Source organism: Taklimakanibacter deserti, assembly GCA_003574785.1.
Map to the genome: position 1 here is coordinate 595,827 of QORU01000001.1, position 22,516 is coordinate 618,342.

Sequence of the window (22,516 nt, forward strand, 5' to 3'; positions counted from 1 at the left end):
TGATGTCCAAAGCCCCCATCCAGCGTCGGCTCGTCGCCATTCTCGCTGCCGACGTGGTCGGTTACAGCCGACTCATGGAGCAGGATGAAACATCCACGCTGACCGAACTGAAGCTGCGGTGGAACGAGGTGGTGGAACCCCTCGTCGCCCAACATCAGGGCCGTATCTTCAAGAGAATCGGCGATGGGATGCTGGTCGAGTTCGGCAGTGCCGTCGCCGCGGTCGAATGCGCGGTCGAGGTGCAGAAGGCGATGGCCGCCGCGAACGACAATGCCGCCGCGGATCGGCACATCGTGCTGCGCATCGGCGTCAATCTCGGCGATGTCATGGTCGACGGCAACGATCTCTATGGAGCCGGAGTCAATGTGGCATCCCGCATGGAGGCGCTGGCCGATCCGGGCGGGGTGGCGATCTCGAATGCCGTGTACGAGCATGTGCAGGGCCGCCTCAGCATCGATTTCGTCGACGGCGGCAGCCACGAGGTCAAGAACATCGAACGTCCGCTGCACATCTGGACCTGGTCGCCAGGCGCCGGCACGGCGGCGGCCCTCGAAGCGGCAAGCGGCGCGCCGCAACCGCTGCCGAACAGGCCGTCGATCGCCGTCCTGCCCTTCAACAACATGTCGGGGGATCCCGAGCAGGGCTATTTTGCCGACGGGATCACCGAGGACATCATCACCGATCTGTCCAAGGTCTCGGGTCTCTTCGTCATCGCGCGGAATTCCTCCTTCGCCTATAAGGGTCAGGCGCCGGACATTCGCAAAGTGAGTCGGGAGCTCGGCGTCCGCTACGTCCTCGAGGGCAGCGTGCGCCGGATCGCCAGCCGGGTTCGCATCACCGCGCAGATGATCGACGGTACGAGCGGCGGCCATCTCTGGGCCGAGCGCTACGACCGCGATCTCGAGGACGTCTTCGCGGTCCAGGACGAGGTGACCCGCACGATCGTCGATGCCCTCAAGGTCAAGCTTACCGCCGGAGAAGAAGCGCGGCGCGAACACCGCGGCAAGATCGATCCGGAAGCCTATGACCTCATCGTCCGCTCGCGGCAGACGTCATTGCAGCTGCGGCCCGAGGCGGCCATAGAAGCGCGCCGGATGCTCGAGCGCGTGATCGAGATCGACCCCAAGCTGGCCATTTCCTATGCGCGGCTCTCGATCATCAGTTTCGCCGAATTTGCCAATCAATGGAACAATGCGACGGCCGAGAACCTGACACGGGCGCTGGATCTGGCGCGCAAGGCCATCGAAACGGACGAGACCGAGCCGCAAGGCCATATCTCGCTTGCCATCACGCTGTGCTGGATGCGCCAGCTGGACGAAGCCGAACGGGCCGCCGAGCGGGCCCTCGCACTCGCGCCCAATCTGGCCGACGCCTATACCGGCCTCGGCAACATAAGAGACTTCCAGGGGCGGCACGAAGATGCCATAGCGCTCTTTACGCGGGCCTATCGCCTCGATCCGCAGTTCGACATGTCGCTGCATTTCCTGGGGCGGGCTCTGCTCGCCCTCGGCCGATACGATGAGGCCGAGATCGCCTTCAAGCGGCGATTGACGCTGATGCCGCGTTCCGACATGTCGCGCTTCTATCTGGCCTGTCTCTATGGCCTCACCGGGCGCCATAAAGAGGCGCGCCGCTATTGGCAAGAGACGCTCGAGGTCAATCCCAATTTCTCAATCGACCACCAGAGGCGGACCTTGCCTTACAAGGATCCCGCGGTGCTCGATCGGATGGTGGAGGGACTGCGCGCCGCCGGCATCGCCGTCGCATCGGCTGGAGAGAGGTGAGCGAGAAGGGCTCGCGCAATGTGCAGAGAGGCATTCATCATGCGACTGAGACATCTCTTGCTCGCCGGCGCAGTTATTTTTGCGGTCGTCCCGGAGTCTTGGGCCGCGCTCCCACCCAATTACCAACGCATTGCCGAACTGCAGGCGATCCTTTCCGACTCTGCGGTTGTCGAAACCTTCAAAGTCAAACAGCCGATAGACCGGATCGAATTCGTCAAGACGGATCTCTATCGCGTCACGGCGGGCGCCTGTCATGTCGATGTTGCCATCGTCGACAAGCCGGGCGAGAAGCGTCCCGGTCCGCGTCAGTTCACGGTCAAAGTCATTACCAGGACTTGCCCGGATTAAGCTGGTCGAGCGCCAGAAGGTGGACGTCGCTGACCTCGGTAGATTGCTCGCCGGCCAGCAGATCGGCTGCCAGGATGCGCTCGACCGTCGCCTGATAGGAAGGCGAGTGCTTCAGCGCTTCGAGCGCGGCCGCGTCACGCCAGAAGGTGAGGACGAGTGCCTGATCGTCACGATGGCTCATGACGCAGCCGAGAAAGCCGTCCTGTACACGAAACATCGGGAGCGAAATTTCCCGCGCGAAGGTCTCATACGCGACCTCGCGTCCGGGTTTCAGGCCGGTTCTCCATAAGCGGGCGATCATGTACGGTTCCCTATAGCCTGTACCTGGTTAATAAGGCTGCTGACATGCCTTGGCGTCGGCGATCTTAGACTGGTCCTCTCGGCAAGAGGAGGCTCGCATGGCCATGGGATCGAAACTCAATCGCACGCTCATGGACTTCATCGAGCGCCAGCCGCTGTTCTTCGTGGCGACGGCGGCGCCCGAGGGCCGCGTGAACCTGTCGCCCAAGGGCCTCAAGACGCTCAAGATCATGAACGAGAGCCGCATCGTCTGGCTGAGCCTCTCGGGCAGCGGCAATGAGACGGCGGCCCATCTCGCCGAGACTGACCGCATGACCTTGATGTTCTGCGCTTTCTCGGGCGAGGCGATGATCCTCAGGGTCTATGGCCATGCGAAAGTGGTCCATCCGCGCGCCGATGCCTGGAGCGAACTCGCCCGCCTGTTCCCGCCCATGGCCGGGTCGCGGCAGATTTTCGACCTCGAGATCGACTTGGTGCAGACCTCCTGCGGCTCCGGCGTGCCGCTCATGGATTTCCAGGCCGAGCGCGGGACGGCTGAGCTTCTGCCCTTCTACGAGGCCATGGGGGATGAGGGCGTGCGCGACTATTGGCGGCGCAAAAACATGCTCAGCATCGATGGCAAGCCGACCCATGTATTGTGAGCGGCGGAGCCTCTTGCGCAAGGCTTTTCAGCCATCTTGCAAGGCTTTGATTTCAGGGCATGATTTCCGCCGTCAAGAATCGCATTTTTCCTACTCTTTTCATGCGCTTGGCATTGAATCCGGCAGGCCGCCCGAGTAATATGTTCCGCCGATCGAATCGTTGCAAAACAGGGACCTCCCAGGACCCGCTCGAACGGTTCAAGAAGCTCCAATCCAATCAGGTTTTCCGTGGCCGACAACGACGACAATAACGATCCCAATTCCTCCGGCAATCCGGGTGAAATCGCCCCCATCTCCATCGAAGACGAGATGAAGAAGAGCTACCTCGATTACGCGATGAGCGTGATCGTGTCGCGGGCACTCCCCGATGTGCGCGACGGGCTCAAGCCGGTGCACCGGCGCATCCTCTATACGATGCATGAGAACGGCTTCACGCCGGACAAGGCCTATAAGAAGTCGGCGCGCGTCGTCGGCGACGTCATGGGTAAATATCACCCGCATGGCAATCTCGCGATCTATGACGCGCTCGTGCGCATGGCGCAGGATTTCTCGCTCAGGCTGCCCTTGATCGACGGCCAGGGGAATTTCGGCTCGGTCGACGGCGACCCGCCGGCGGCCGACCGCTATACCGAAGCGCGCCTTGCCCGCTCCGCCATGCCTCTGCTCGATGATCTCGACAAGGACACAGTCGAGTTCGTCGCCAACTATTCCAACGAGTTCCAGGAACCGTCGGTCCTGCCGGCGAAATATCCCAATCTCCTGGTCAACGGCTCGGGCGGCATCGCGGTCGGCATGGCCACCAACATGGCGCCGCATAATCTGGGCGAGGTGATCGACGGCTGCATCGCGGTGATCGACAATCCCGGCATCTCGATCGATGAGCTGATCGGCATCGTTCCCGGTCCCGACTTCCCGACCGGCGCCATCATCCTCGGCCGCGCCGGCATCAAATCGGCGATGCATACCGGGCGCGGCTCGATCGTCATGCGCGGCAAGGTCACGACCGAGGAATTGCGCAAGGAGCGCGAGGCGCTCATCATCCACGAGATCCCCTATCAAGTGAACAAGTCGGCGATGATCGAGAAGATCGCCGAGCTGGTGCGCGAGAAGAAGATCGATGGCATTGCCGACATCCGCGACGAAAGCGACCGGCATGGCATGCGGGTGGTGGTCGAGCTCAAGCGCGACGCCATGGCGGATGTGGTGCTGAACCAGCTCTACCGCTTCTCGCCCTTGCAGACCACCTTCGGCGTCAACAATGTCGCCCTGATCGGCGGCCGGCCCGAGCTCCTCAATCTCAAGGACCTGATCCAGGCCTTCGTCGCTTTCCGCGAAGAAGTGGTCACCCGGCGCACTAAGTATCTCCTCAACAAGGCACGCGACCGCGCCCATATATTGGTCGGCCTCGCCATCGCGGTCGCCAATATCGACGAGGTGATCGCGCTCATCCGCCGCTCCAAGGACGCGGCCGAGGCGCGCGAGGCCTTGATGGCGAGGGCGTGGCCCGCCAAGGACATGGCGCCGCTCATCGCGCTCATCGCCGACCCCCGCCACAAGCTCAATGCCGACGACACCTACAAGCTGTCGGACGAGCAGGCGCGGGCGATCCTGGAACTGCGCCTGCAGCGCCTGACCGCGCTCGGCCGCGAAGAGATCGCCGAAGAGCTCGAGAAGCTGGCGAAGGAGATCTCCGATTATCTCGAGATCCTGCGCTCGCGGGCGCGCGTCCTCGGCATCATCAAGGACGAGCTCGCCGCCATCAAGGCGGAGTTCTCGACGCCCAGGCGCACCGAGATCGTCGACAATGAAGGCGAAGTCGAGGACGAGGACCTCATCCAGCGCGAGGACATGGTGGTGACGGTGAGTCACACGGGCTATGTCAAGCGCGTACCGCTCTCGGCCTATCGCGCGCAACGACGCGGCGGCAAGGGCCGGGCCGGCATGCAGACGCGCGAGGAGGATTTCGTCACCAAGCTCTTCATCGCCAATACCCACACGCCGATCCTGTTCTTCTCCTCGGCCGGCATGGTCTATCGCATGAAAGTGTGGCGGCTGCCGGTCGGCAATCCGCAGGCGCGCGGCAAGGCGCTCATCAACCTGCTGCCGCTGGCGCAGGACGAGCGCATCACTACGGTGATGCCGATGCCCGAGGATGAATCGACCTGGGGCTCGCTGCAGATACTGTTCGCGACCAAGAGCGGCAATATCCGGCGCAACGAATTGTCCGATTTCGAGAGCATCAACCGCAACGGCAAGATCGCCATGAAGCTCGACCAGGGCGACCAGATCGCCGGCGTCGATATCTGCACCCAGGCTGACGATGTCCTGCTGACGACGGCGCACGGCCAATGCATCCGTTTCGCGGTCGGGGACGTGCGCATCTTCAAGGGCCGCGATTCGACCGGCGTGCGCGGCATCAAGCTCGAGGACGGCGATCACGTGATCTCGATGGCGCTCTTACGCCATGTCGAGGCGAGCGCCGAGGAGCGTATCGGCTATCTCAAGATGGCACGCGCCGTTTCCGGCGATGAGGTGGACGAGAACGGTAACGGCAATGGCAATGGCGAAGAGGAGACGACGCAGGAGGCGATCCTCACGCAGGAGCGCTATGCCGAAATGGGCGCTGCCGAGCAGACCATCCTGACGGTCTCTTCCAACGGCTATGGCAAGCGCACGTCGAGCTATGAGTACCGCATCACCAATCGCGGCGGCAAAGGCATCGTGGCGATGGCGGTGAACGACCGCAACGGTCCGCTGGTGGCCTCCTTCCCGGTCGAGGACGAGGACCAGATCATGCTGGTGACCGATGGCGGCCAGCTCATCCGCTGCCCGGTCCACGACATCCGCAAGGCCGGACGCTCGACCCAGGGCGTCATCGTCCTCGACACCGCCGAAGACGAACATGTCGTCTCCGTCGAGCGGATCAGCGAGGAAGAAGAGGGGACGGAAGACTAGCGCATCGGCTATCCGGAAACCGTGGGTACTTTCGGGCTGGATGCTCCAGACCTATATTTTCCCGATGGAGACGCGCGCCCACTGGGACAACACCTACACGACAAAGTCTGATACCCAAGTCAGCTGGTATCAGCCGGTGCCGGAGCGCTCTCTTGCTCTCATCACTTCGGCGGCGCCCGATCCTTCGGCTGCGATCATCGATGTCGGCGGTGGAGCATCGCGGCTCGTCGATGCGCTGTTGGCAGAATACTATGCCGATATCACCGTGCTCGATGTTTCCGAGGTGGCCCTCGGCCGCTCGCGGGAACGGCTTGGCGACGCTGCCGAGAAGATTACCTGGATCACGGCCGACATAACGCGCTGGCAGCCGCAGCGGACATGGGATGTCTTGCATGACCGCGCGGTCTTCCATTTCCTGACCGACAAAACGGCACAGGACGCCTATGTCGCGGCGCTCATGGCGGCGACGAAAGCCGGCTCGACCATCATCATCGCGACCTTCGCGCTCGATGGTCCGGAACGCTGCAGCGGGCTTCCGGTGCAGAGATACAGCGCCGAGACCCTGGCGGCGCGACTGGGGCCTGACTTCTCGCTTTACGCGGCGTCGAAAGAAACACACCCCACACCTTTCGGGACGACCCAGCAATTCTCTTATGCCGCCTTCAGACGCCGGTCCTGATGAGGCTCTTGAGAGCCTCTTCGCCGGCATTTGCCCATGTTTCGCTGGCGATCAGATCGGCGAGACTCAGACGCTCGCGCCAGCCTTTGCTTTCAAGCTCGGGCTTCTTGGCGAAATCGGCCACATAGCCGAGGCATAGATAAGCGACGGGAACCACATGCGCCGGGATGCCGAGCAGGGTTTTCAGCGCGTCCTTGTCGAGAATGCTGACCCAGCCCATGCCGATGCCCTCGGCCCTCGCCGCAAGCCACAGATTCTGGACGGCGCAGACGGTGCTGTAGAGATCCATCTCGGGATTGTGCCAGCGGCCGAGCGGAGAGTTTTCGGCCCGGGTTCTGTCGCAGGTCACGCAGAGATTGACCGGCGCCTCCAGGATGCCTTCGAGCTTGAGGTTGCGGTAAAGGTCTTGCTGTTGACTATCGATATGACGGACTTCCTCACCTCGCGCCTTCATGACCAGGTCGCGGATTTGCGCCCTTCTCTCAGGGGTGCGGATGACGATGAAGTTCCAGGGCTGCATGAAGCCTACCGACGGCGCGTGATGCGCAGCGCTAAGAAGCCGTGCCAGGATCTCGTCAGGGATAGGTTCTTTGAGGAAAGATCCGCGGATGTCGCGCCGCGTGAAGATGGCGCGATAGACGGCGGCGCGGGCCGCTTCGTCGAAATCGTTCGGAAATGACGAATCCTGGTGCAAAGCCTGCATCGCTGTTCCCCTTTGCGCTGCATCGCTGCCGCGCGCCTGACCAAGCGCGAGACCTTCCTGCCGGGCCGGTCTTCTGGCTCGAGTTCGTCTTTCTTCGGCGCCTTCCCGGCCTTGTTTGGGCGCTTCCTTATCGCGAAAGTCGAACAACTTTCGCGGGAAGCGCCTAGACCAGTGGCTCAATGTTCAAAGCTAACGCCTTGAACAGCCGAAGAAATCCCTCTTACAGCGTTGGGCACGCCACGGTATCGCACCGTGTTTCCGATTCTCCCTTGCGGGGCAAGCGCAAGGGCACCAGGCAGTGACCGGAAATTAGGAGAGACGGTGCTCGCTGTCCAGAATCCGCTTGCGCGTTTCGACAAGCCTATGGCTTGCTCATGCCCTGTCGAATGAGGAGGGTGCCCATGACGCTCGAAGCCTATATCGCCTTCTGCCTTGCCGCCATCGCCATTGTCATCGTGCCGGGACCGACGGTCACGGTGGTGATCGCCAACAGCCTCAAATACGGCCAGCGCGCCGGCCTCCTCAATGTGGCGGGCACCCAGGCGGGTCTCGTCGTGTGGATGGCGGTCGCCATTCTGGGCCTTGCTTCCGCCATCACCTTGATGGGCGTGTGGTTCGACGTGATCCGCATCGCGGGCGCCGTCTATCTGATCTGGCTCGGCATCAAGCTCCTGCGCTCCAAGGGCGAGCTTCTGGCGGCCGCGGCTTCAGCGCCGAAAGGCGGCTTCTTCCTGCAGGGCTTCGTCGTCATCCTGTCGAACCCCAAGGTGCTGCTCGTCTTCGGCGCGCTCATCCCGCAATTCATCTCACCCAATGGCGACTATCTGCAGCAGCTCCTGCTTCTCGGCATCAGCTTCATGGTCATCGCCACCGTTTTCGACAGCCTCTATGCCTTCGCCGCCGGTAATGCGGGCTCGTGGCTGTCCAAGAGCCGGGTGCGTTTCGTCGAAGTGTCGAGCGGCCTGTGCCTGATCGGCGGCGGACTCTGGATGGCACTGCGCGGCAGGTAAGGCTTATTTGCGCATGGCCTTGTCCGAAAAGTCGAGCAACTTTTCGGGGCCATGCGTCAACCCATACCCAGTTTCTTCGCGAGCGCCTCGTCCCAGAAAGCGGCCTCTATCTTGTGGCCGTCGAGGTCGCGCAGGAAGCAGCCATAATAGGGTTCGCCATAGTCCTCGCGGGCGCCCGGCTTGCCGTCATCCGTGGCGCCGGCGGCGATGGCCGCCTTGTAGAAGGCATCGACGTCCGCTTTTGATCCGGCGACGAAGCCGAAATGGATGCCGTTGCCAGTCTGGGCCTTCTCTCCATTATAGGGCTCCTGCACCCAGAATTCGGGAAACTGCTTGCCGAAGGCGGTGGCGCCCGGATGTTCCATGATGATCTTGCAGCCGAGCGTCGCCAGCACTTTCTCGTAGAATGTCCTGGCTTCGGCGAACCGGTTGGTGCCGACCGAGACATGCGAAATGATCGAAGGGTTGTCGTTGGCCATAAGACGTCCTCCCATTGGTGAAAACCAGACTACCGCCATCTCCTGACAGGTTGCGGCAGGAGCGTGATCGGGCTATGGCTTGCCCATGGCGCGCACAGGCTTCTATCCCGGCAGCTTCGACCCCGTAACCTACGGGCATCTCGACATTATTGCGAGATCGGCGCGGCTCGTGGACAAGCTGGTCTTGGGCGTCGGCACCCATCACGGCAAGAAGTCGCTGATCGACGCCGAAACGCGCGTCAAGTTGCTGGAAACCGTGGCGGCGCCGATCGCCGAGCATACCGGCATCACGATCGCGGTCGAGACCTTCGACGATCTCGCCGTCGATGCGGCGCGGCGCGCCCATGCCGGCCTCATCATAAGGGGCCTGCGCGATGCCAGCGACTTCGACTATGAAGTGCAGATGGGGCAAATGAACGGGTCGATGGCGCCCGATATCGAGACGGTATTCCTGGCGGCAAGCCCCGCGACCCGCATGATCGCCTCCTCGCTCGTCAAGCAGATCGCCGCCATGGGCGGCGATGTCACATTGTTCATCCCGAAGGAAGCGCTGGCGGCGGTCAAGGCCGCCCTGAAAAAGCCAGCCTGATCTTCAAAACCGTTCCCGCAACCCAAGGAGACCCGAATGACATCAAGACTGGCCCTGATCGGCCTCATCGGCGCCGTGGCTTTTGCCAGCCTGCCCGTCAAGGCGCAGAATCTCGACCCCGAAAACACACTGGTGATCACCACGTCCGACGGCTGCAAGATCACGGCGGGCCTCAGACCCGATCTGGCGCCCAAGCATGTGGCGCAAATCAAGAAGCTGGCGCGCGCCGGCTTCTATGACGGCATCATCTTCCATCGCGTGATCGAAGGCTTCATGGCCCAGACGGGCGATCCGACCGGCACCGGCACGGGCGGCTCGAACGAGCCTGACCTTCCGGCCGAATTCAGCAAGGCGCATTTCGATCGCGGCACGCTCGGCATGGCGCGCGCGCAAGACCCGAACAGCGCCAATTCGCAGTTCTTCATCATGTTCGCCGACGGCGGGTTCCTCGACGGCCAGTATACGGTCTTCGGCGGCGTCGCCTCCGGCATGGACTGCGTCGACAAGATTGCCAAGGGCGAGCCGCCGGCCAATCCGAGCAAAATGGTTTCCGTGAAAATATTGAAGGATACTCAATAATGGCCACCGATCTCGAAAACACCCTTTATATGGACCTTGCCAAGGGCCGGGTGACGATCGAGCTTCGCCCCGACCTCGCCCCCAATCACGTGGCGCGGATCAAGGAGCTGGCGCGCGAAGGCTTCTATGACGGCGTTGTCTTCCACCGCGTCATCGAAGGCTTCATGGCGCAAGGCGGCGATCCTTCCGGCACCGGCATGGGCGGGTCGAAGAAGCCCAATCTCAAGGCGGAATTCTCGCGCGAGCCACATGTGCGCGGCGTATGCTCCATGGCGCGCTCGTCCAATCCGGACTCGGCCAACAGCCAGTTCTTCATCTGCTTCGGCGATGCGACCTTCCTCGACAAGCAATATACGGTGTGGGGCAAGGTGGCATCCGGCATGGAACATGTCGATGCCCTGAAGCGCGGCGAGCCGGTGCGCGATCCCGACAAGATTGTGAAGATGCAGGTCGCGGCGGACGCGAAGGGCTGAGCATCCCATGGGACCTGCTGGAAGATGGGCGGCGGCGGCCGCCGCCCTGATTTCCTCCGCCAGCGCGGCGCTGGCGACGGAGAATATCATCTGCAGCTCAGCGGATGAGAAGGCGGCCATGGCTTTTCTGGTCGGCACGACGCCAGGGCTCAACCCCTTGAGCCTCACCATGGACGCCAATGGCAAGAGCTGGGCGACGAAGCCGGAGGGAAAACAGACGGCCATCCTCATCGCCCAGGCCTTCTCCGATGACGAGGGCATGAAGATCGACATTACCGACGACAATGCCGAGCGCATCATCGCGAAGCTCAGAGTGACCCGCGGGCATGATGAAGGCAGCGAGCCCGTCACGGCGGGCACTCTCATGATCGTCGGAGAGGGTGCCTGGCCGGTAACCTGCTCGGGCGAGTAGCGCTGGGCGCCCGATGCGTGTCGCCGATTTCGACTTCGAACTGCCGGAAGGCCGCATCGCGCTCAGGCCGGCGAAGCCGCGCGATGCGGCAAAACTCCTCATCGTCGAGCCGCAGCGTCTCCAGGATCGCAGCGTGCGCGACCTGCCGTCGCTGCTCACATCCGGCGATGTGCTGGTGTTCAACAAGACCAAGGTCATTCCGGCAGCGCTGAGCGGGAAGAGAATAGGGCGCGGCGATGCCGAGCCTCATATCGAGGCTCTGCTGCATCAGCGCCTCGACGGCTCGCGCTGGAAGGCCTTTGCCAAGCCGGGAAAACGGCTCGCGGTCGGCGACCGGATCCGCTTCGGCGCCGAGGGCCGCGTCTGCCTGCTCGGCACGCTCGATGCGCGGGTCGAGGAAAAGGGCGAGGGCGGCGAGATCACGCTGGCTTTCGATTTTCACGGGCCGATCCTCGATGAGGCCATCGCCACGCTGGGCGACATGCCACTGCCGCCCTATATCGCCGGCAAGCGCGAGACGGATGAGCAGGACCGCGAGGATTACCAGACCATCTTCGCCGAGGAGGAAGGAGCGGTGGCCGCTCCCACGGCCGGCCTCCATTTCACCCCCGACTTGATGAAGTCACTGCAAGCCAGTGGAATTAAAGTAGAATTTGTGACGCTTCACGTCGGCGCGGGGACCTTCCTGCCAGTCAAGGTGGAAGACACGCAAGAGCACAAGATGCATGCCGAATGGGGCGACGTGCCGGAGGATGTGGTGGTCAGGCTGAAGCAGGCCAAAGCCAATGGCCACCGGGTCATCCCGGTGGGCACAACCTCGCTCAGGCTGCTCGAAAGTGCCGCCGCCTCGGGTGAGCTCGCGCCATTCAGAGGATCGACGGACATCTTCATCACCCCCGGCTACCGCTTCCGGGTCGCCGATCTCCTTTTCACCAACTTCCATCTGCCGCGTTCGACGCTGTTCATGCTCGTCTCCGCCTTTTCAGGGCTCGAGCGGATGAAGGCGGCCTATGCCCACGCCATCGCCAACGACTATCGGTTCTATTCCTATGGCGATGCGAGCCTGCTATTCCCGCAGGCCACATGAGCGAGGGCTTTTCCTTCACACTGCTGGCGACCGACGGCGCGGCGCGGCGCGGCACGCTGTCGACCGGGCGCGGCGAGATCCGCACCCCGGCCTTCATGCCGGTCGGCACCGCAGGGACCGTCAAGGGGCTCTATGCCGATCAGGTGCGTGAGACCGGCGCCGACATCATCCTCGGCAATGTCTATCACCTGATGCTGCGGCCGGGCCCGGAAGAGGTCGCCAAGCTCGGCGGCCTGCACCGTTTCGCCAACTGGCCCTATCCGATCCTCACCGATTCCGGCGGCTTCCAGATCATGTCGCTCGCCAAATTGCGCAAGATCTCCGAGAAGGGTGCGGTCTTCCAGTCGCATATCGACGGGCGGAAATATGAGCTGAGCCCGGAGCGCTCGATGGAGATCCAAAGGCTCTTGGGCTCCGACATCCAGATGCAGCTCGATGAATGCCTGATGTATCCCCATACCGACAAGGATGCCGAGCGCGCCATGCAATTGTCGCTGCGCTGGGCCGAACGCTCGCGCCAGGCCTTCGGCAAGCAGCCGGGCCGCGGCAATTTCGGCATCGTGCAAGGCGGCGTCAATGAACGCTTACGGCGCATCTCGGCCGAAGGCCTCACCGCCATCGGCTTCGAGGGCTATGCGATCGGCGGCCTCGCGGTGGGCGAGGGCCAGGCGCTCATGCTGCAGACGATCGAGAAGACCGTGCCTTATCTGCCCGCCGACCGCCCGCGCTATCTCATGGGAGTGGGCACGCCCGAGGACATCATCGAGGCGGTGGCGCGCGGCGTCGACATGTTCGACTGCGTGATGCCGACGCGCTCCGGCCGCCATGGCCAGGCCTTCACCCGCTTCGGCAAGATCAATCTGCGCAACGCCAAGCATGCCGACGATCCGCGCCCGCTCGATCCGGAAAGCCCGTGTCCGGCCTTATCGCTGTATTCGCGGGCTTATCTGCATCATCTCATCCGGTCGGGCGAGCTCCTCGGCATGATGCTGCTCTCCTGGGCCAATGTCGCCTATTATCAATCGCTGATGGGGGGTATCAGGGAATCTATTGCCCAAGGGCGCTTCGAGGACTTCCGGCGTGCGACCAAGGAACAGTGGAAGCGGGGGGATGTTTCCGCTTAAGTTTCGGGCAACACAGCATCCTGGAGGCGGAATTCCCATGAAAATGAGTGGCGAAGAGGTCATCGCGGCGGCGCGTGAGACGGTTTGGAAAGCGCTGAACGACCCCGACATCCTCAAGCAGTGCATCCCCGGCTGTGAATCGATCACCAGGCATTCCGACACCCAGCTCGAAGCCCGGGTGATCGCCAAGGTCGGACCGGTCAAGGCCGGGTTCACCGGCATCGTCAATCTGACCGATCTCAACCCGCCGTCCAGCTACCGCATATCGGGCGAAGGCAAAGGCGGCCTTGCCGGCTTCGCCAGCGGCGGCGCCGATGTGCGGCTCGAGGATACCGATGGCGGCACCAAGCTCTCCTATGACGTCGATGCGCAAGTCGGCGGCAAGCTCGCCATGCTGGGCTCGCGCCTCATCGATTCGACGGCGCGCTCCATGGCGACCCAGTTCTTCGAGAAATTCGCCGACATCGTCGGCACCATGAAGCCGGAAGCGGCCAAGACGCCCGCGAAGAAAGTCGCCAAGAAGGCGGCGAAGAAGAAGGTCTAGAGCCTGTAGCCGAAGAGATGCAGCGCGACGAAGACGGCCGCGAAGATGACGGCATAAGCGAGCGCGCCATAGAAGATCACAAGGTGCAGGATCCTGAGCCAGGGTGGGGCGGCCTCAAAGCGATGTTTGAGCCGCAAGAGGAGTGAGACCAGCACCACGGCCAAAGCGACGATCAGGAGCCTGATCAGCATCGGCGCTCACTTCCCGCCGCCGGCCACGTGCTCGCCGTCGCGGGTCAGATAATAAGCGCCGAGGATCGGCAGGAAGGTGACCGCGATGACGAAGATCGCGACCACATTGGTCACCGGCCGCTGGCGCGGGCGGATGAGCTCGGTCAGCATCCAGATCGGCAAAGTCGCCTGCTGGCCCGCGGTGAAGGTGGTGACGATGACCTCGTCGAAGGAAAGCGCGAAGGACAGCATGCCGCCGGCTAGCAAAGCGGAAGCGATATTGGGCAGGACGACATGGCGGAAGGTCTGGAAGCCGTCGGCGCCCAGGTCCATGGACGCTTCGATGAGATTGCCGGAGGTGCGGCGGAAACGCGCCAGCGCGTTGTTGTAGACGACGACGATGCAGAAGGTCGCGTGACCGAGCACGATCGTCCAGAAGGAAAAATCGAAATTGAGGATGTTGAAGGCCGAGCGCAAGGAGATGCCGGTAATAATGCCGGGAAGGGCGATCGGCAGGATGAAGAGCAGCGAGATGTAGTCGCGCCCGAAGAAGCGGGCGCGCGAGACGGCCGCCGCCGCGCAGGTGCCGAGCACCAGGGCGATGGCGGTGGCGATGGCGGCGACCTTCACCGAGAGCCAGATCGCGTTCCAGATGTCCTGGCGTTCCCAGGCGATGGCGAACCATTTGACCGTCAGTCCGGGCGGCGGGAATTGATAGCTCTTCTCCTCGGTGGTGAAGGCATAGAGGAAGATGAGGAGCAGGGGCAGGTGCAGGAACAACAGTCCGGCAATGGCGGCGATGCCCAATCCGCGCGGCGCTCTTTCACCTCGCTCAGAGCGCATCGAAGGCCCCCATGCGCTTGGCGATGGTGAGATAGATGGCCATGATCACGATCGGCACGACGGTGAAGGCGGCGGCGAGCGGGATGTTGCCGGCCGTGCCCTGCAACACGTAAACCGCCTGGCCAAGGAAGTAGCTCGACGTGCCGACGATCTGCGGGATGATGTAGTCCCCGAGCGTCAGCGAGAAGGTGAAGATCGAGCCGGCGATGAGGCCGGGGAGCGCCAGGGGGAAGACCACCGTCCAGAACGTCTGCCGCGGCAGGGCGCCCAGATCGGCGGAAGCCTCGATGAGGTTGGCGGGAACGCGCTCGAGCGCCGCCTGCGTCGGCAGGATCATGTAAGGCAGCCAGACATAGAGGAAGACGAGGAACGTACCGATATAGCTGATGCTGAGCGACGGTCCGCCGATGATCGGGATGGCGAGGATCGCATCAAGGAGCCAAGTCAGATAAAGCTTGTCGGCGAGCCAGGTGATGATCCCTTCCTTGGCGAGGATGAGCTTCCAGGCATAGACGCGGACCAGATAGCTCGACCACAAGGGCAGCATCACCGCCAGATAGAAGAAGGCCTTCAGGCGGCCCTTGGCATAGCGCGCCGCATAATAGGCGATGGGGAAGGCGATGAGGGCGGCGGCCAGCGTCACGGCGATCGCCATCGAGAGGCTGCGCCAGATGATGTCGAGATTGGCGAGGCTGAGCAGCTCGCGATAGGTCGAAAGCGTGAATTCGCGATTGATCAGCCCCGAGAACTCGTCGATCGAGAAGAAGCTTTGCGCGAGCAGAGCGAGCAGCGATCCCAAATAGACGATGCCGAGCCAGAGCAGGGGCGGCGCCAGCAGCAGGGTCAGGAGCAGGAACGGGCTCCGGAACAACGCATCGGAGATCTGTCGCAACAAGCCGCCGCGCTCCTCCCGGGCGAGCCCGGTCGCGGTGCTCACGCTTCGTCCTCCATGGCGTGGAGGGCGCTGAGCGGCCAGGAAAGGCTGACTGTCGCGCCGATGTCGAGCCCGGCCAGCGAAGAGGGCGCGGAAACGGCAAGCTCCTGGCCGGAGGCTTCCGTGTTCACACGCGTGATCGCGCCCTGATAGTGAACCGAGGTGACCTTGGCGGTCACGCCATGGCTGCCCGCCGGCGGCTTCGCCGCGCCGGCGGCGATCGCGATCTTCTCGGGCCTGAGCGACACCCATCTGGCGGGACCGCCGGTGCCCGCGACGAAATCGGGCGGCAGGACGTTCGATGAGCCGACGAAATCGGCCACGAAACGGGTGCGCGGCCGCTCATAGATCTCCTGCGGGGCGCCGACCTGGACGATCCTGCCCTGATTGAAGATGGCGACACGGTCGGCCATCGACAGGGCCTCTCCCTGATCATGGGTGACGAAGACGAAAGTGATGCCGAGATTGCGCTGCAAGGTCTTGAGCTCGACCTGCATCTGCTCGCGCAGCTTGAGATCGAGGGCGCCCAGAGGTTCATCGAGCAGCAGCACCTTGGGCTCGTTCACCAAAGCGCGGGCCAAGGCGACGCGCTGGCGCTGGCCGCCGGAGAGCTGCGACGGCCGCCTCGCGTCGAAGCCTTTGAGCTCGACAAGATCGAGGGCGTCGAGCGCCTTCTTCTGGCGGGCGGCCCGCGGCACGCCCTTGACCATCAGCCCGTAGCCGACATTCTCCAGAATGGTCATATGCGGGAACAGCGCATAGTCCTGGAAGACCGTGTTCACGTTGCGCCGATAGGGCGGCAGGCCTTCGGCGGTCTCGCCGAAAATCTCGATATGGCCGCTCGTCGGCTGCTCGAAACCGGCGATGAGGCGCAGGCACGTGGTCTTGCCCGAGCCCGAGGGCCCCAGCATGGCAAAGAATTCGCCCGGTGCGATGGTGAGCGTGACGTCATCCACCGCGCGGACAGGGCCGAAATGGCGCGAGACGTTCTGGAAGGAAACGGCTGTTGTCATGGGGAAAACTCCCGCCGGTCATAACCGGCGGGAGCAATTGCATTCAGCGTCCGCCCAGCACGGCGATATAGTCCGAGACCCAGCGGTAATAGGGCACGCAGCCGGCGCTCTGGCTCGCGCACTTGGCAACCGGAGTGCGCCAGAAATGTATCTTGTCGAAATTGCCGGCACCATTGGTCTCGCAGCCCGCATCGGTGAGAAGCGCGTTGCCCGTGCATGCGGCGGTCACCGCCGGCACCGAGCCGAACCAGGCGGCGAGATCGCCCTGCAGCTTCGGATTGATCGAATGCTCGAGCCACATATAGGCGCAGTTCGGATTGGCGGCCTCGGCATGCATCATCGTGGTGTCGGCCCAACCCGTGGCGCCTTCCTCAGGCACGGTCGAGGCGATGGGCTGCTTGTCGGCGATGAGCAGGTTGACCTGGAACGGCCAGGACGATGACGCCGCGACGCCTTCGTTCTTGAAGTCGTCGATCTGGATCATCGCATCGTGCCAATAGCGGCCGACCAGCTTGCGCTGTGCACGGAGCAATTCGAGCGCCGCCTTGTACTGGTCTTCGTTGAGCTCGTAAGGATCCTTGATGCCGAGGTCCGGCTTGTGCTTCATCAGATAGAGGGCCGCGTCGGCGATATAGATCGGGCCGTCGAAAGCCTGCACCCGGCCCTTGTTCGACTTGCCGTCCGGCAGCGTCTCTTCCTCGAAGACGACCTTCCAGCTCTTGGGCGCGTCCTTGAACACATTGGTGTTGTAGGCCAGCACATTGGCGCCCCATTGATAGGGAACGCCGTAATGCACGCCGTCGACCGTGTGCCAGGGCGCGTTCTGCAGACGCTCATCGACGGTCTTCCAGGAAGGAATGAGGTCGGTGTTGATCGGCTGCACACGCTTGCCCGAAACCAGCCTGAGCGATGCGTCGCCCGAGGCGGTGACGAGGTCGAAGCCGCCTTCGTTCATGAGGGCGACCATCTCGTCCGACGTGCTCGCGGTCTTCACATTGACCTTGCAGCTCGTTTTCTTCTCGAAATCGGTCACCCAGTCGTAATTCTTGTCGGTGTCGCCGCGTTCGATATAGCCGGGCCAGGCGACGATATTGACCTGACCTTCGCCGGCGCCGATTTCCTTCATCTGGGCGGAAGCACCGCCGCATAGTACGGCGATTGCCGCCATGGAAAGCAAAGTTCGCTTCACGGAATTCATGGGTCACCTCCCTGCGAGCCAATATATTCGGATGCGCGAAATCGGGCTCTGTTCAGCATCCTGCGCACCCCCTTGCCACGACGCTAGCTTGTCTCCCTGAGGAAGGGAAGTAGGCTTAAAGAATTGTGCGTGGGACCATCAGGGGGCCAGCCGGCGGCCCCCGCCAATGTTGGATTGACCAAATTTTTATTTGCGTGATAAGGTTTTGCATAAGAAGAACAAAACAAGGGAGCACCGTCAGGTGAGCAAGGGGAGTTCGAACGGGCAGCCCGCGGTCGTCGTGGAGGGGCTGCATAAGAGCTTCGGTGATCTCGAAGTCCTCAAAGGTGTGTCGCTGACGGCCCATGAGGGCGACGTCGTCTCGATGATCGGCGCTTCGGGCTCCGGCAAAAGCACTTTCCTCAGATGCATCAATTTCCTCGAGATGCCGACCCAGGGGCGCATCCAGGTGACCGGCGAGGACATCAGCCTCAAGACCGGCCATGACGGCAACCTCCATCCGACCGACCGCCGCCAGCTGGAGCGCATCCGCACCCGCCTCGGCATGGTCTTCCAGTCGTTCAATCTGTGGCCGCATCTCAACGTGCTGGAGAACGTCATCGAGGCGCCGGTACATGTGCTGAAAGTGCCGAAGGCCGAAGCGATCGAGCGCGCCGAAGGGCTGTTGCAGAAGGTCGGCCTCTATGAGAAGCGCACGCAATATCCGGCCTTCCTGTCGGGCGGCCAGCAGCAGCGCGCGGCGATCGCGCGCGCGCTCGCGATGAATCCGAAGGTCATGCTGTTCGACGAGCCGACCTCGGCGCTCGACCCCGAACTGGTCGGCGAAGTGCTGAAGGTCATTCGCGATCTGGCGCTCGAAGGCCGCACGATGATTCTCGTGACGCATGAGATGAAGTTCGCCCGCGACGTGTCGAGCCACGTGATCTATCTGCACAAGGGTCTCATCGAGGAAGAGGGGCCGCCGGCGCAGGTCTTCGGCGCTCCCAAGAGCGACAGGTGCAGGCAATTCGTCTCGGGGCTCCATTAATCCGTTGCGGGATTCGGAGGAGGCGGCTTAGGTTAGGCGGGTTCCGATCCGCGGCATCGGAATTTTCACAAGAACCGGATCGAATGGTCCGACTACCAGGGAGAAAAAGCATGAAATTCAATCGTCGTTTGATGATGGCCGTCGCGGCCGTGGCCATGTGCGGCTTCGCCGCCGAGGCCAAAGCCGACTTGAAATTCGGCGTGGCCGCCGAACCCTATCCGCCCTTCACCTCGAAGGACGCGTCCGGAAAATGGGTCGGCTGGGAGGTCGACTTGATGGATGCCGTCTGCGCCAAGATGAACGAGAAATGCGAGCTCGTCGAAGTCGCCTGGGACGGCATCATCCCGGCGCTGACGGCGAAGCAGATCGACGTCATCTGGTCGTCGATGTCGATCACGGCCGAGCGCAAGAAGACCATCGATTTCACCACCTTCTACTACAACACGCCCTCGGCGGTCATCGGCGCCAAGAACGGCGATAAAGACATCACGCCCGAGCATCTCAAGGGCAAGACGATGGGCGTGCAGGTGGCGACGACGCATCAACGCTACGCGCAAAAATACTTCGCCGCCGCGGGTGCGGAAGTGAAGAACTACCAGACGCAGGACGAAGCCAACAACGACCTCGCCGCCGGCCGCCTCGACTACATCCAGGCCGACGCCAGCGCGCTCGAGGATTTCCTCCTGACCGACCAGGGCGCCGCCTGCTGCGAAATGAAAGGCATCGTGCCGGAGGATCTCGAAATCCTCGGCGAAGGTGTCGGCGGCGGCCTGCGCAAGGAAGACACCGAGCTCAAGGCCAAGCTCGATGCGGCGATCACGGAGCTCGCGAAGTCGGGTGAGATCCAGAAGATCACCGACAAATATGAAAAACTGAAAGGCAAGATCATCCTTCCGCAGTGACGACTTGAGGCTGCACCGCGAGGGGCGGTGCAGCCTCCCCCACGTTTCATTCGGGACATTCATGTTCTTTGCCGCAAGTAGCCTCGAACTACTGGCAACTTGGAAGGGAGCCCTTCTAACCGGTGCGCTCAGCACCGTGGAGATTTCGTTCCTGGCCTATCTTTTCGGACTGGCGCTCGGGCTCGCCGGCGCCATGGGCAAGATCGCCGGCGGCAAATATCTGAAGTGGATCCTCGATGTCTATACGACGGTGATCCGCTCGCTGCCCGAGCTGCTGCTCATCGTGATGCTCTACTATCTCGGCACCGACACGCTGAACCGCGTGCTTGCGAGCCTGGGCTATGAGGCGATACGCATCAACGGCTTCACCGCGGCCGTCGTCGTCCTCGGCTTCGTCATGGGCGCCTATGCGACGGAAGTCCTGCGCGGCGCCATCCAGGCGATTCCGGTCGGCCAGATCGAGGCGGCGAAGGCCTATGGCATGTCGCCCTTCCTGCGTTTCCGCCGCATCATCCTGCCGGCCATGCTGCCTTATGCGATACCCGGCATGTCCAATCTGTGGCTCAATACCACCAAGGATTCAGCACTTGTCGCCGTTGTCGGCTATAGCGAGCTGGCCTTGGCGACCAAACAGGCGGCCGGCGGCACCAAGGCCTATTTCACCTTCTTCTGCGCGGCGGCGCTCATCTATCTCATCATCTCACTGGTGTCGCTGCGCCTGTTCGGCGCGCTCGAGACTTATGTCCGGCGCGGCCAGCCGAAGCTCGGCTAGGGGGACACATGGATTTCTCCTGGTTCCCGCAATACCTGCCGATGATCCTCGAGGGGATCTGGCTCACCCTCCTGCTTCTCGTCATCTCGATCTCCTTCGGCTTCGTCCTCGCGGTCCCGATCGGCCTCGTGCAAGTGACGGGTCCGCGCTGGCTCAAATGGCTGGCTTCGGGCTTCTGCACGGTCATCCGCGGCACGCCGCTCCTCATCCAGCTCTGGCTGCTCTATTACGGGCTCGGCTCGTTCTTCCCGCAGATCCCGTGGATCCGGCAGAGTTTCCTCTGGCCGGTGCTGCGCGAAGGGTTCTTCTATGCAGCGCTCGCCTTCACGCTCAGCTTCGCCGGCTATGAGGGAGCGGTGATGAAGGGCGCCTTCCTCAGCGTGCCCAAGGGCGAGCTCGAAGCGGCCCGCGCCTTCGGCATGTCGCCCTGGACCGTCCTGCGGCGGATCTGGCTGCCGCGCGCGTTCCGCATCGTCCTGCCGACGCTGGGCGGCGAGACGATCCTGCAGCTCAAGGCGACGCCGCTCGCCGCGACCGTCACCGTTATCGAGCTCTATGGCGCCTCTTACCAGGTCCGCCAGGACACCTACCGGGTCTATGAGCCCTTGCTGATGGTGGCGGCGATCTATCTGGCGCTGACCTATATCATCACCCGCGCCTTCGCCTATATTGAGCGCCAGGTGCCGCAGCGGCGTTGAACGCCGCTTTACACAGTGTATCAGGATATTAGGTTAACCGTTTGAAAAACATGACAATTAATGATCGGGTGGCCGCCCATGCCGGCGCCCTCCGCGCCATCCGCCATGATCTCCATGCCCATCCCGAGCTTGGCCTCGAGGAACGGCGCACGAGCGAAATCGTGGCGCGCGAGCTTTCGCGCCTCGGCTTCCAGGTGACGCGCGGCCTCGCCTCGACCGGCGTCGTCGGCACGCTCAAGCAGGGTCACGGGCGCAAGAGCATCGGGTTGCGCGCCGACATGGATGCGCTGCCGATCCAGGAAACCACCGGCCTTGCCTATCAAAGCCTTAACCCCGGCCGGATGCATGCCTGCGGCCATGACGGCCACACCACGGTCCTCCTCGGCACGGCGCGCTACCTCGCCGAGACGCGCAATTTCGACGGCACGGTGCATCTCATCTTCCAGCCGGCGGAAGAGAATTTCGGCGGCGCCAAGCATATGATCGATGAGGGGCTGTTCAAGCGCTTCCCCTGCGATGCGGTCTTCGCCTTCCACAACATACCGGGCTTCGCCACCGGCCAGTTCGCGGTCAAGCCCGGCATCATCATGGCGGCTGTCGATCTCGCCCGCGCGGTGATCTCCGGCCCGGGCGGGCATGGCGCCATCCCGCATGAGACGGTCGATCCGATCGTCGCCGGTGCTGCCGTGGTGACGGCGCTCCAGACGATCGTGTCGCGCAATGTCGATCCGGCGGACGCCGCGGTGGTCACGGTCGGCGTCTTCAATGCCGGCACGGCCTGCAACATCATCCCGGAGAATGCCACGCTCGAGATCAGCGTCAGGAGCTGCTCGGGCGCGGTGCGCCGCAAGCTTGCCGAGCGCGTGCCTGAGATCATCACCGGCGTCGCCGGGGCGCATGGCTGCACAGCCAGGGTCGACTATGAGCTCGGCTATCCCGCCACCGTCAACAGTCCTGAGGAAACCGAACTCGCCTGTGCGGTCGCGGCCGAGCTCGGCGGCGCCCATCCGCCCATCGACATGGCGGCGGCGATGATGATCTCGGAGGATTTCGCCTACATGCTCGAGGCCGTGCCCGGCTGCTATTTCATGCTCGGCAACGGCAATGAAGGCCGCCAGCCGGCGCTGCACAGTCCGGATTACGATTTCAACGACGCGCTCCTGGTGACCGGCCCGGCCATGTTCGGGCGGCTGGTCGAGCGGTTCCTGGGCCAAGCCTGAGCGGGCCGGATTCAGGGATTTGCAGGGATTAT

Annotated in this window: 26 protein-coding genes and 1 riboswitch; of the genes, 18 read left to right on the top strand and 8 right to left on the bottom strand. The window is 62.9% G+C overall.

Annotated features, from left to right (window positions below; all coding sequences use genetic code 11):
• The first annotated feature begins 2 nt into the window (after positions 1 to 2).
• Entirely contained in the window at positions 3 to 1,784 is a 1,782-nt protein-coding gene (locus DS839_RS02980; protein WP_119268776.1) for an adenylate/guanylate cyclase domain-containing protein, read from the top strand.
• A gap of 57 nt (positions 1,785 to 1,841) precedes the next feature.
• Positions 1,842 to 2,132 carry a hypothetical protein gene (locus DS839_RS02985; protein ID WP_162918257.1) on the top strand — a complete coding sequence of 97 codons (291 nt, stop codon included), beginning with the start codon at positions 1,842 to 1,844 and terminating at the stop codon, positions 2,130 to 2,132.
• Here DS839_RS02985 and DS839_RS02990 read toward each other — a convergent pair.
• On the bottom strand, positions 2,110 to 2,433 hold the full coding sequence (locus DS839_RS02990) for an antibiotic biosynthesis monooxygenase family protein (RefSeq protein ID WP_119268778.1): 324 nt from the start codon (positions 2,431 to 2,433) through the stop codon (positions 2,110 to 2,112). The two genes, DS839_RS02985 and DS839_RS02990, sit on opposite strands and share 23 nt — an antisense overlap.
• Positions 2,434 to 2,530: 97 nt before the next feature.
• On the opposite strand from DS839_RS02990, the gene DS839_RS02995 reads away from it, so the two are divergent.
• The 3 genes from DS839_RS02995 (at position 2,531) to DS839_RS03005 (ending at position 6,707) form a co-directional block, all read left to right on the top strand.
• Positions 2,531 to 3,073, top strand: coding sequence for a pyridoxamine 5'-phosphate oxidase family protein (locus tag DS839_RS02995; RefSeq protein ID WP_119268779.1), 543 nt, complete (start codon positions 2,531 to 2,533; stop codon positions 3,071 to 3,073).
• Between the two features lie 228 nt (positions 3,074 to 3,301).
• A complete protein-coding gene (gyrA, locus tag DS839_RS03000) occupies positions 3,302 to 6,028 on the top strand; it encodes a DNA gyrase subunit A (protein WP_119268780.1) in 2,727 nt (908 codons plus the stop codon).
• A gap of 40 nt (positions 6,029 to 6,068) precedes the next feature.
• Positions 6,069 to 6,707 (top strand): class I SAM-dependent methyltransferase, encoded by a 639-nt coding sequence (locus DS839_RS03005; protein WP_368911087.1) that lies wholly within the window; start codon positions 6,069 to 6,071, stop codon positions 6,705 to 6,707.
• Here the strand turns inward: DS839_RS03005 and bluB are convergent.
• Complete coding sequence (gene bluB, locus DS839_RS03010) at positions 6,691 to 7,410, bottom strand: 5,6-dimethylbenzimidazole synthase (RefSeq protein WP_119268781.1); 720 nt, start codon at positions 7,408 to 7,410, stop codon at positions 6,691 to 6,693. The two genes, DS839_RS03005 and bluB, sit on opposite strands and share 17 nt — an antisense overlap.
• A 46-nt stretch (positions 7,411 to 7,456) precedes the next feature.
• Positions 7,457 to 7,721, bottom strand: a riboswitch (cobalamin riboswitch).
• Between the two features lie 90 nt (positions 7,722 to 7,811).
• Here bluB and DS839_RS03015 point away from each other — a divergent pair.
• Complete coding sequence (locus tag DS839_RS03015; protein WP_119268782.1) at positions 7,812 to 8,420, top strand: LysE family translocator; 609 nt, start codon at positions 7,812 to 7,814, stop codon at positions 8,418 to 8,420.
• A gap of 56 nt (positions 8,421 to 8,476) precedes the next feature.
• Here DS839_RS03015 and DS839_RS03020 read toward each other — a convergent pair whose 3' ends face one another.
• Complete coding sequence (locus DS839_RS03020) at positions 8,477 to 8,899, bottom strand: VOC family protein (RefSeq protein ID WP_119268783.1); 423 nt, start codon at positions 8,897 to 8,899, stop codon at positions 8,477 to 8,479.
• Between the two features lie 85 nt (positions 8,900 to 8,984).
• Here DS839_RS03020 and coaD point away from each other — a divergent pair, with 85 nt between their 5' ends.
• Genes coaD through DS839_RS03055 form a run of 7 tightly spaced genes read left to right on the top strand, consistent with a single transcriptional unit; the run spans position 8,985 to position 13,707 of the window.
• Positions 8,985 to 9,488, top strand: a complete 504-nt coding sequence (coaD, locus tag DS839_RS03025; RefSeq protein WP_119268784.1) for a pantetheine-phosphate adenylyltransferase — start codon at positions 8,985 to 8,987, stop codon at positions 9,486 to 9,488.
• A gap of 36 nt (positions 9,489 to 9,524) precedes the next feature.
• The gene (locus tag DS839_RS03030; RefSeq protein WP_119268785.1) at positions 9,525 to 10,067 is read left to right on the top strand and encodes a peptidylprolyl isomerase; all 543 of its coding nucleotides are present in this window, start codon (positions 9,525 to 9,527) and stop codon (positions 10,065 to 10,067) included.
• Positions 10,067 to 10,540, top strand: coding sequence for a peptidylprolyl isomerase (locus DS839_RS03035; RefSeq protein WP_119268786.1), 474 nt, complete (start codon positions 10,067 to 10,069; stop codon positions 10,538 to 10,540). The genes DS839_RS03030 and DS839_RS03035 overlap by 1 nt, the downstream gene beginning before the upstream one ends.
• A gap of 7 nt (positions 10,541 to 10,547) precedes the next feature.
• Positions 10,548 to 10,952 carry a hypothetical protein gene (locus tag DS839_RS03040; protein ID WP_119268787.1) on the top strand — a complete coding sequence of 135 codons (405 nt, stop codon included), beginning with the start codon at positions 10,548 to 10,550 and terminating at the stop codon, positions 10,950 to 10,952.
• A 13-nt stretch (positions 10,953 to 10,965) separates the two neighbouring features.
• Complete coding sequence (queA, locus tag DS839_RS03045; RefSeq protein WP_119268788.1) at positions 10,966 to 12,039, top strand: tRNA preQ1(34) S-adenosylmethionine ribosyltransferase-isomerase QueA; 1,074 nt, start codon at positions 10,966 to 10,968, stop codon at positions 12,037 to 12,039.
• On the top strand, positions 12,036 to 13,163 hold the full coding sequence (gene tgt, locus DS839_RS03050) for a tRNA guanosine(34) transglycosylase Tgt (RefSeq protein WP_119268789.1): 1,128 nt from the start codon (positions 12,036 to 12,038) through the stop codon (positions 13,161 to 13,163). Before queA ends, tgt begins: the two co-directional genes overlap by 4 nt.
• A gap of 37 nt (positions 13,164 to 13,200) precedes the next feature.
• Positions 13,201 to 13,707 carry an SRPBCC family protein gene (locus DS839_RS03055; RefSeq protein ID WP_119268790.1) on the top strand — a complete coding sequence of 169 codons (507 nt, stop codon included), beginning with the start codon at positions 13,201 to 13,203 and terminating at the stop codon, positions 13,705 to 13,707.
• Here DS839_RS03055 and DS839_RS03060 read toward each other — a convergent pair.
• The 5 genes from DS839_RS03060 to DS839_RS03080 are packed head-to-tail and all read right to left on the bottom strand — an operon-like array spanning position 13,704 to position 17,835.
• Positions 13,704 to 13,898, bottom strand: a complete 195-nt coding sequence (locus tag DS839_RS03060) for a hypothetical protein (protein WP_119268791.1) — start codon at positions 13,896 to 13,898, stop codon at positions 13,704 to 13,706. The two genes, DS839_RS03055 and DS839_RS03060, sit on opposite strands and share 4 nt — an antisense overlap.
• A 6-nt stretch (positions 13,899 to 13,904) precedes the next feature.
• On the bottom strand, positions 13,905 to 14,720 hold the full coding sequence (locus DS839_RS03065; RefSeq protein WP_119268792.1) for an ABC transporter permease: 816 nt from the start codon (positions 14,718 to 14,720) through the stop codon (positions 13,905 to 13,907).
• Positions 14,710 to 15,615, bottom strand: a complete 906-nt coding sequence (locus DS839_RS03070) for an ABC transporter permease (protein WP_438816492.1) — start codon at positions 15,613 to 15,615, stop codon at positions 14,710 to 14,712. Before DS839_RS03070 ends, DS839_RS03065 begins: the two co-directional genes overlap by 11 nt.
• A 38-nt stretch (positions 15,616 to 15,653) precedes the next feature.
• Positions 15,654 to 16,667 carry an ABC transporter ATP-binding protein gene (locus DS839_RS03075; protein ID WP_119268794.1) on the bottom strand — a complete coding sequence of 338 codons (1,014 nt, stop codon included), beginning with the start codon at positions 16,665 to 16,667 and terminating at the stop codon, positions 15,654 to 15,656.
• A gap of 43 nt (positions 16,668 to 16,710) precedes the next feature.
• Positions 16,711 to 17,835 carry an ABC transporter substrate-binding protein gene (locus DS839_RS03080; RefSeq protein ID WP_368911107.1) on the bottom strand — a complete coding sequence of 375 codons (1,125 nt, stop codon included), beginning with the start codon at positions 17,833 to 17,835 and terminating at the stop codon, positions 16,711 to 16,713.
• Positions 17,836 to 18,106: 271 nt separating this feature from the next.
• On the opposite strand from DS839_RS03080, the gene DS839_RS03085 reads away from it, so the two are divergent.
• From DS839_RS03085 to DS839_RS03105, 5 genes are all read left to right on the top strand, one after another.
• Positions 18,107 to 18,892: an ABC transporter ATP-binding protein gene (locus DS839_RS03085; RefSeq protein ID WP_119268796.1), complete on the top strand. Its 786-nt coding sequence runs from the start codon at positions 18,107 to 18,109 to the stop codon at positions 18,890 to 18,892.
• A 110-nt stretch (positions 18,893 to 19,002) separates the two neighbouring features.
• The gene (locus DS839_RS03090; RefSeq protein ID WP_119268797.1) at positions 19,003 to 19,794 is read left to right on the top strand and encodes a transporter substrate-binding domain-containing protein; all 792 of its coding nucleotides are present in this window, start codon (positions 19,003 to 19,005) and stop codon (positions 19,792 to 19,794) included.
• A gap of 61 nt (positions 19,795 to 19,855) precedes the next feature.
• Positions 19,856 to 20,566 (top strand): ABC transporter permease, encoded by a 711-nt coding sequence (locus DS839_RS03095; RefSeq protein ID WP_119268798.1) that lies wholly within the window; start codon positions 19,856 to 19,858, stop codon positions 20,564 to 20,566.
• 8 nt (positions 20,567 to 20,574) lie between these two features.
• Positions 20,575 to 21,264, top strand: a complete 690-nt coding sequence (locus tag DS839_RS03100) for an ABC transporter permease (RefSeq protein WP_119268799.1) — start codon at positions 20,575 to 20,577, stop codon at positions 21,262 to 21,264.
• A gap of 50 nt (positions 21,265 to 21,314) precedes the next feature.
• The gene (locus tag DS839_RS03105; RefSeq protein ID WP_119268800.1) at positions 21,315 to 22,484 is read left to right on the top strand and encodes a M20 aminoacylase family protein; all 1,170 of its coding nucleotides are present in this window, start codon (positions 21,315 to 21,317) and stop codon (positions 22,482 to 22,484) included.
• Positions 22,485 to 22,516 lie beyond the last annotated feature (32 nt).

Coding starts and splice junctions, on each gene's coding strand:
- tgt (WP_119268789.1), top strand. CDS start 12,036: ATGAGCGAGGGCTTTTCCTTCACACTGCTGGCGACCGACGGCGCGGCG.
- queA (WP_119268788.1), top strand. CDS start 10,966: ATGCGTGTCGCCGATTTCGACTTCGAACTGCCGGAAGGCCGCATCGCG.
- DS839_RS03065 (WP_119268792.1), bottom strand. CDS start 14,720: ATGCGCTCTGAGCGAGGTGAAAGAGCGCCGCGCGGATTGGGCATCGCC.
- DS839_RS03095 (WP_119268798.1), top strand. CDS start 19,856: ATGTTCTTTGCCGCAAGTAGCCTCGAACTACTGGCAACTTGGAAGGGA.
- coaD (WP_119268784.1), top strand. CDS start 8,985: ATGGCGCGCACAGGCTTCTATCCCGGCAGCTTCGACCCCGTAACCTAC.
- bluB (WP_119268781.1), bottom strand. CDS start 7,410: ATGCAGGCTTTGCACCAGGATTCGTCATTTCCGAACGATTTCGACGAA.
- DS839_RS03005 (WP_368911087.1), top strand. CDS start 6,069: ATGCTCCAGACCTATATTTTCCCGATGGAGACGCGCGCCCACTGGGAC.
- DS839_RS02995 (WP_119268779.1), top strand. CDS start 2,531: ATGGCCATGGGATCGAAACTCAATCGCACGCTCATGGACTTCATCGAG.
- DS839_RS02990 (WP_119268778.1), bottom strand. CDS start 2,433: ATGATCGCCCGCTTATGGAGAACCGGCCTGAAACCCGGACGCGAGGTC.
- DS839_RS03090 (WP_119268797.1), top strand. CDS start 19,003: ATGAAATTCAATCGTCGTTTGATGATGGCCGTCGCGGCCGTGGCCATG.
- DS839_RS03100 (WP_119268799.1), top strand. CDS start 20,575: ATGGATTTCTCCTGGTTCCCGCAATACCTGCCGATGATCCTCGAGGGG.
- DS839_RS03035 (WP_119268786.1), top strand. CDS start 10,067: ATGGCCACCGATCTCGAAAACACCCTTTATATGGACCTTGCCAAGGGC.
- DS839_RS03060 (WP_119268791.1), bottom strand. CDS start 13,898: ATGCTGATCAGGCTCCTGATCGTCGCTTTGGCCGTGGTGCTGGTCTCA.
- DS839_RS03030 (WP_119268785.1), top strand. CDS start 9,525: ATGACATCAAGACTGGCCCTGATCGGCCTCATCGGCGCCGTGGCTTTT.
- DS839_RS03055 (WP_119268790.1), top strand. CDS start 13,201: ATGAAAATGAGTGGCGAAGAGGTCATCGCGGCGGCGCGTGAGACGGTT.
- DS839_RS02980 (WP_119268776.1), top strand. CDS start 3: ATGTCCAAAGCCCCCATCCAGCGTCGGCTCGTCGCCATTCTCGCTGCC.
- DS839_RS03040 (WP_119268787.1), top strand. CDS start 10,548: ATGGGACCTGCTGGAAGATGGGCGGCGGCGGCCGCCGCCCTGATTTCC.
- DS839_RS03020 (WP_119268783.1), bottom strand. CDS start 8,899: ATGGCCAACGACAACCCTTCGATCATTTCGCATGTCTCGGTCGGCACC.
- DS839_RS03075 (WP_119268794.1), bottom strand. CDS start 16,667: ATGACAACAGCCGTTTCCTTCCAGAACGTCTCGCGCCATTTCGGCCCT.
- DS839_RS03105 (WP_119268800.1), top strand. CDS start 21,315: ATGACAATTAATGATCGGGTGGCCGCCCATGCCGGCGCCCTCCGCGCC.
- DS839_RS03080 (WP_368911107.1), bottom strand. CDS start 17,835: ATGGCGGCAATCGCCGTACTATGCGGCGGTGCTTCCGCCCAGATGAAG.
- DS839_RS03015 (WP_119268782.1), top strand. CDS start 7,812: ATGACGCTCGAAGCCTATATCGCCTTCTGCCTTGCCGCCATCGCCATT.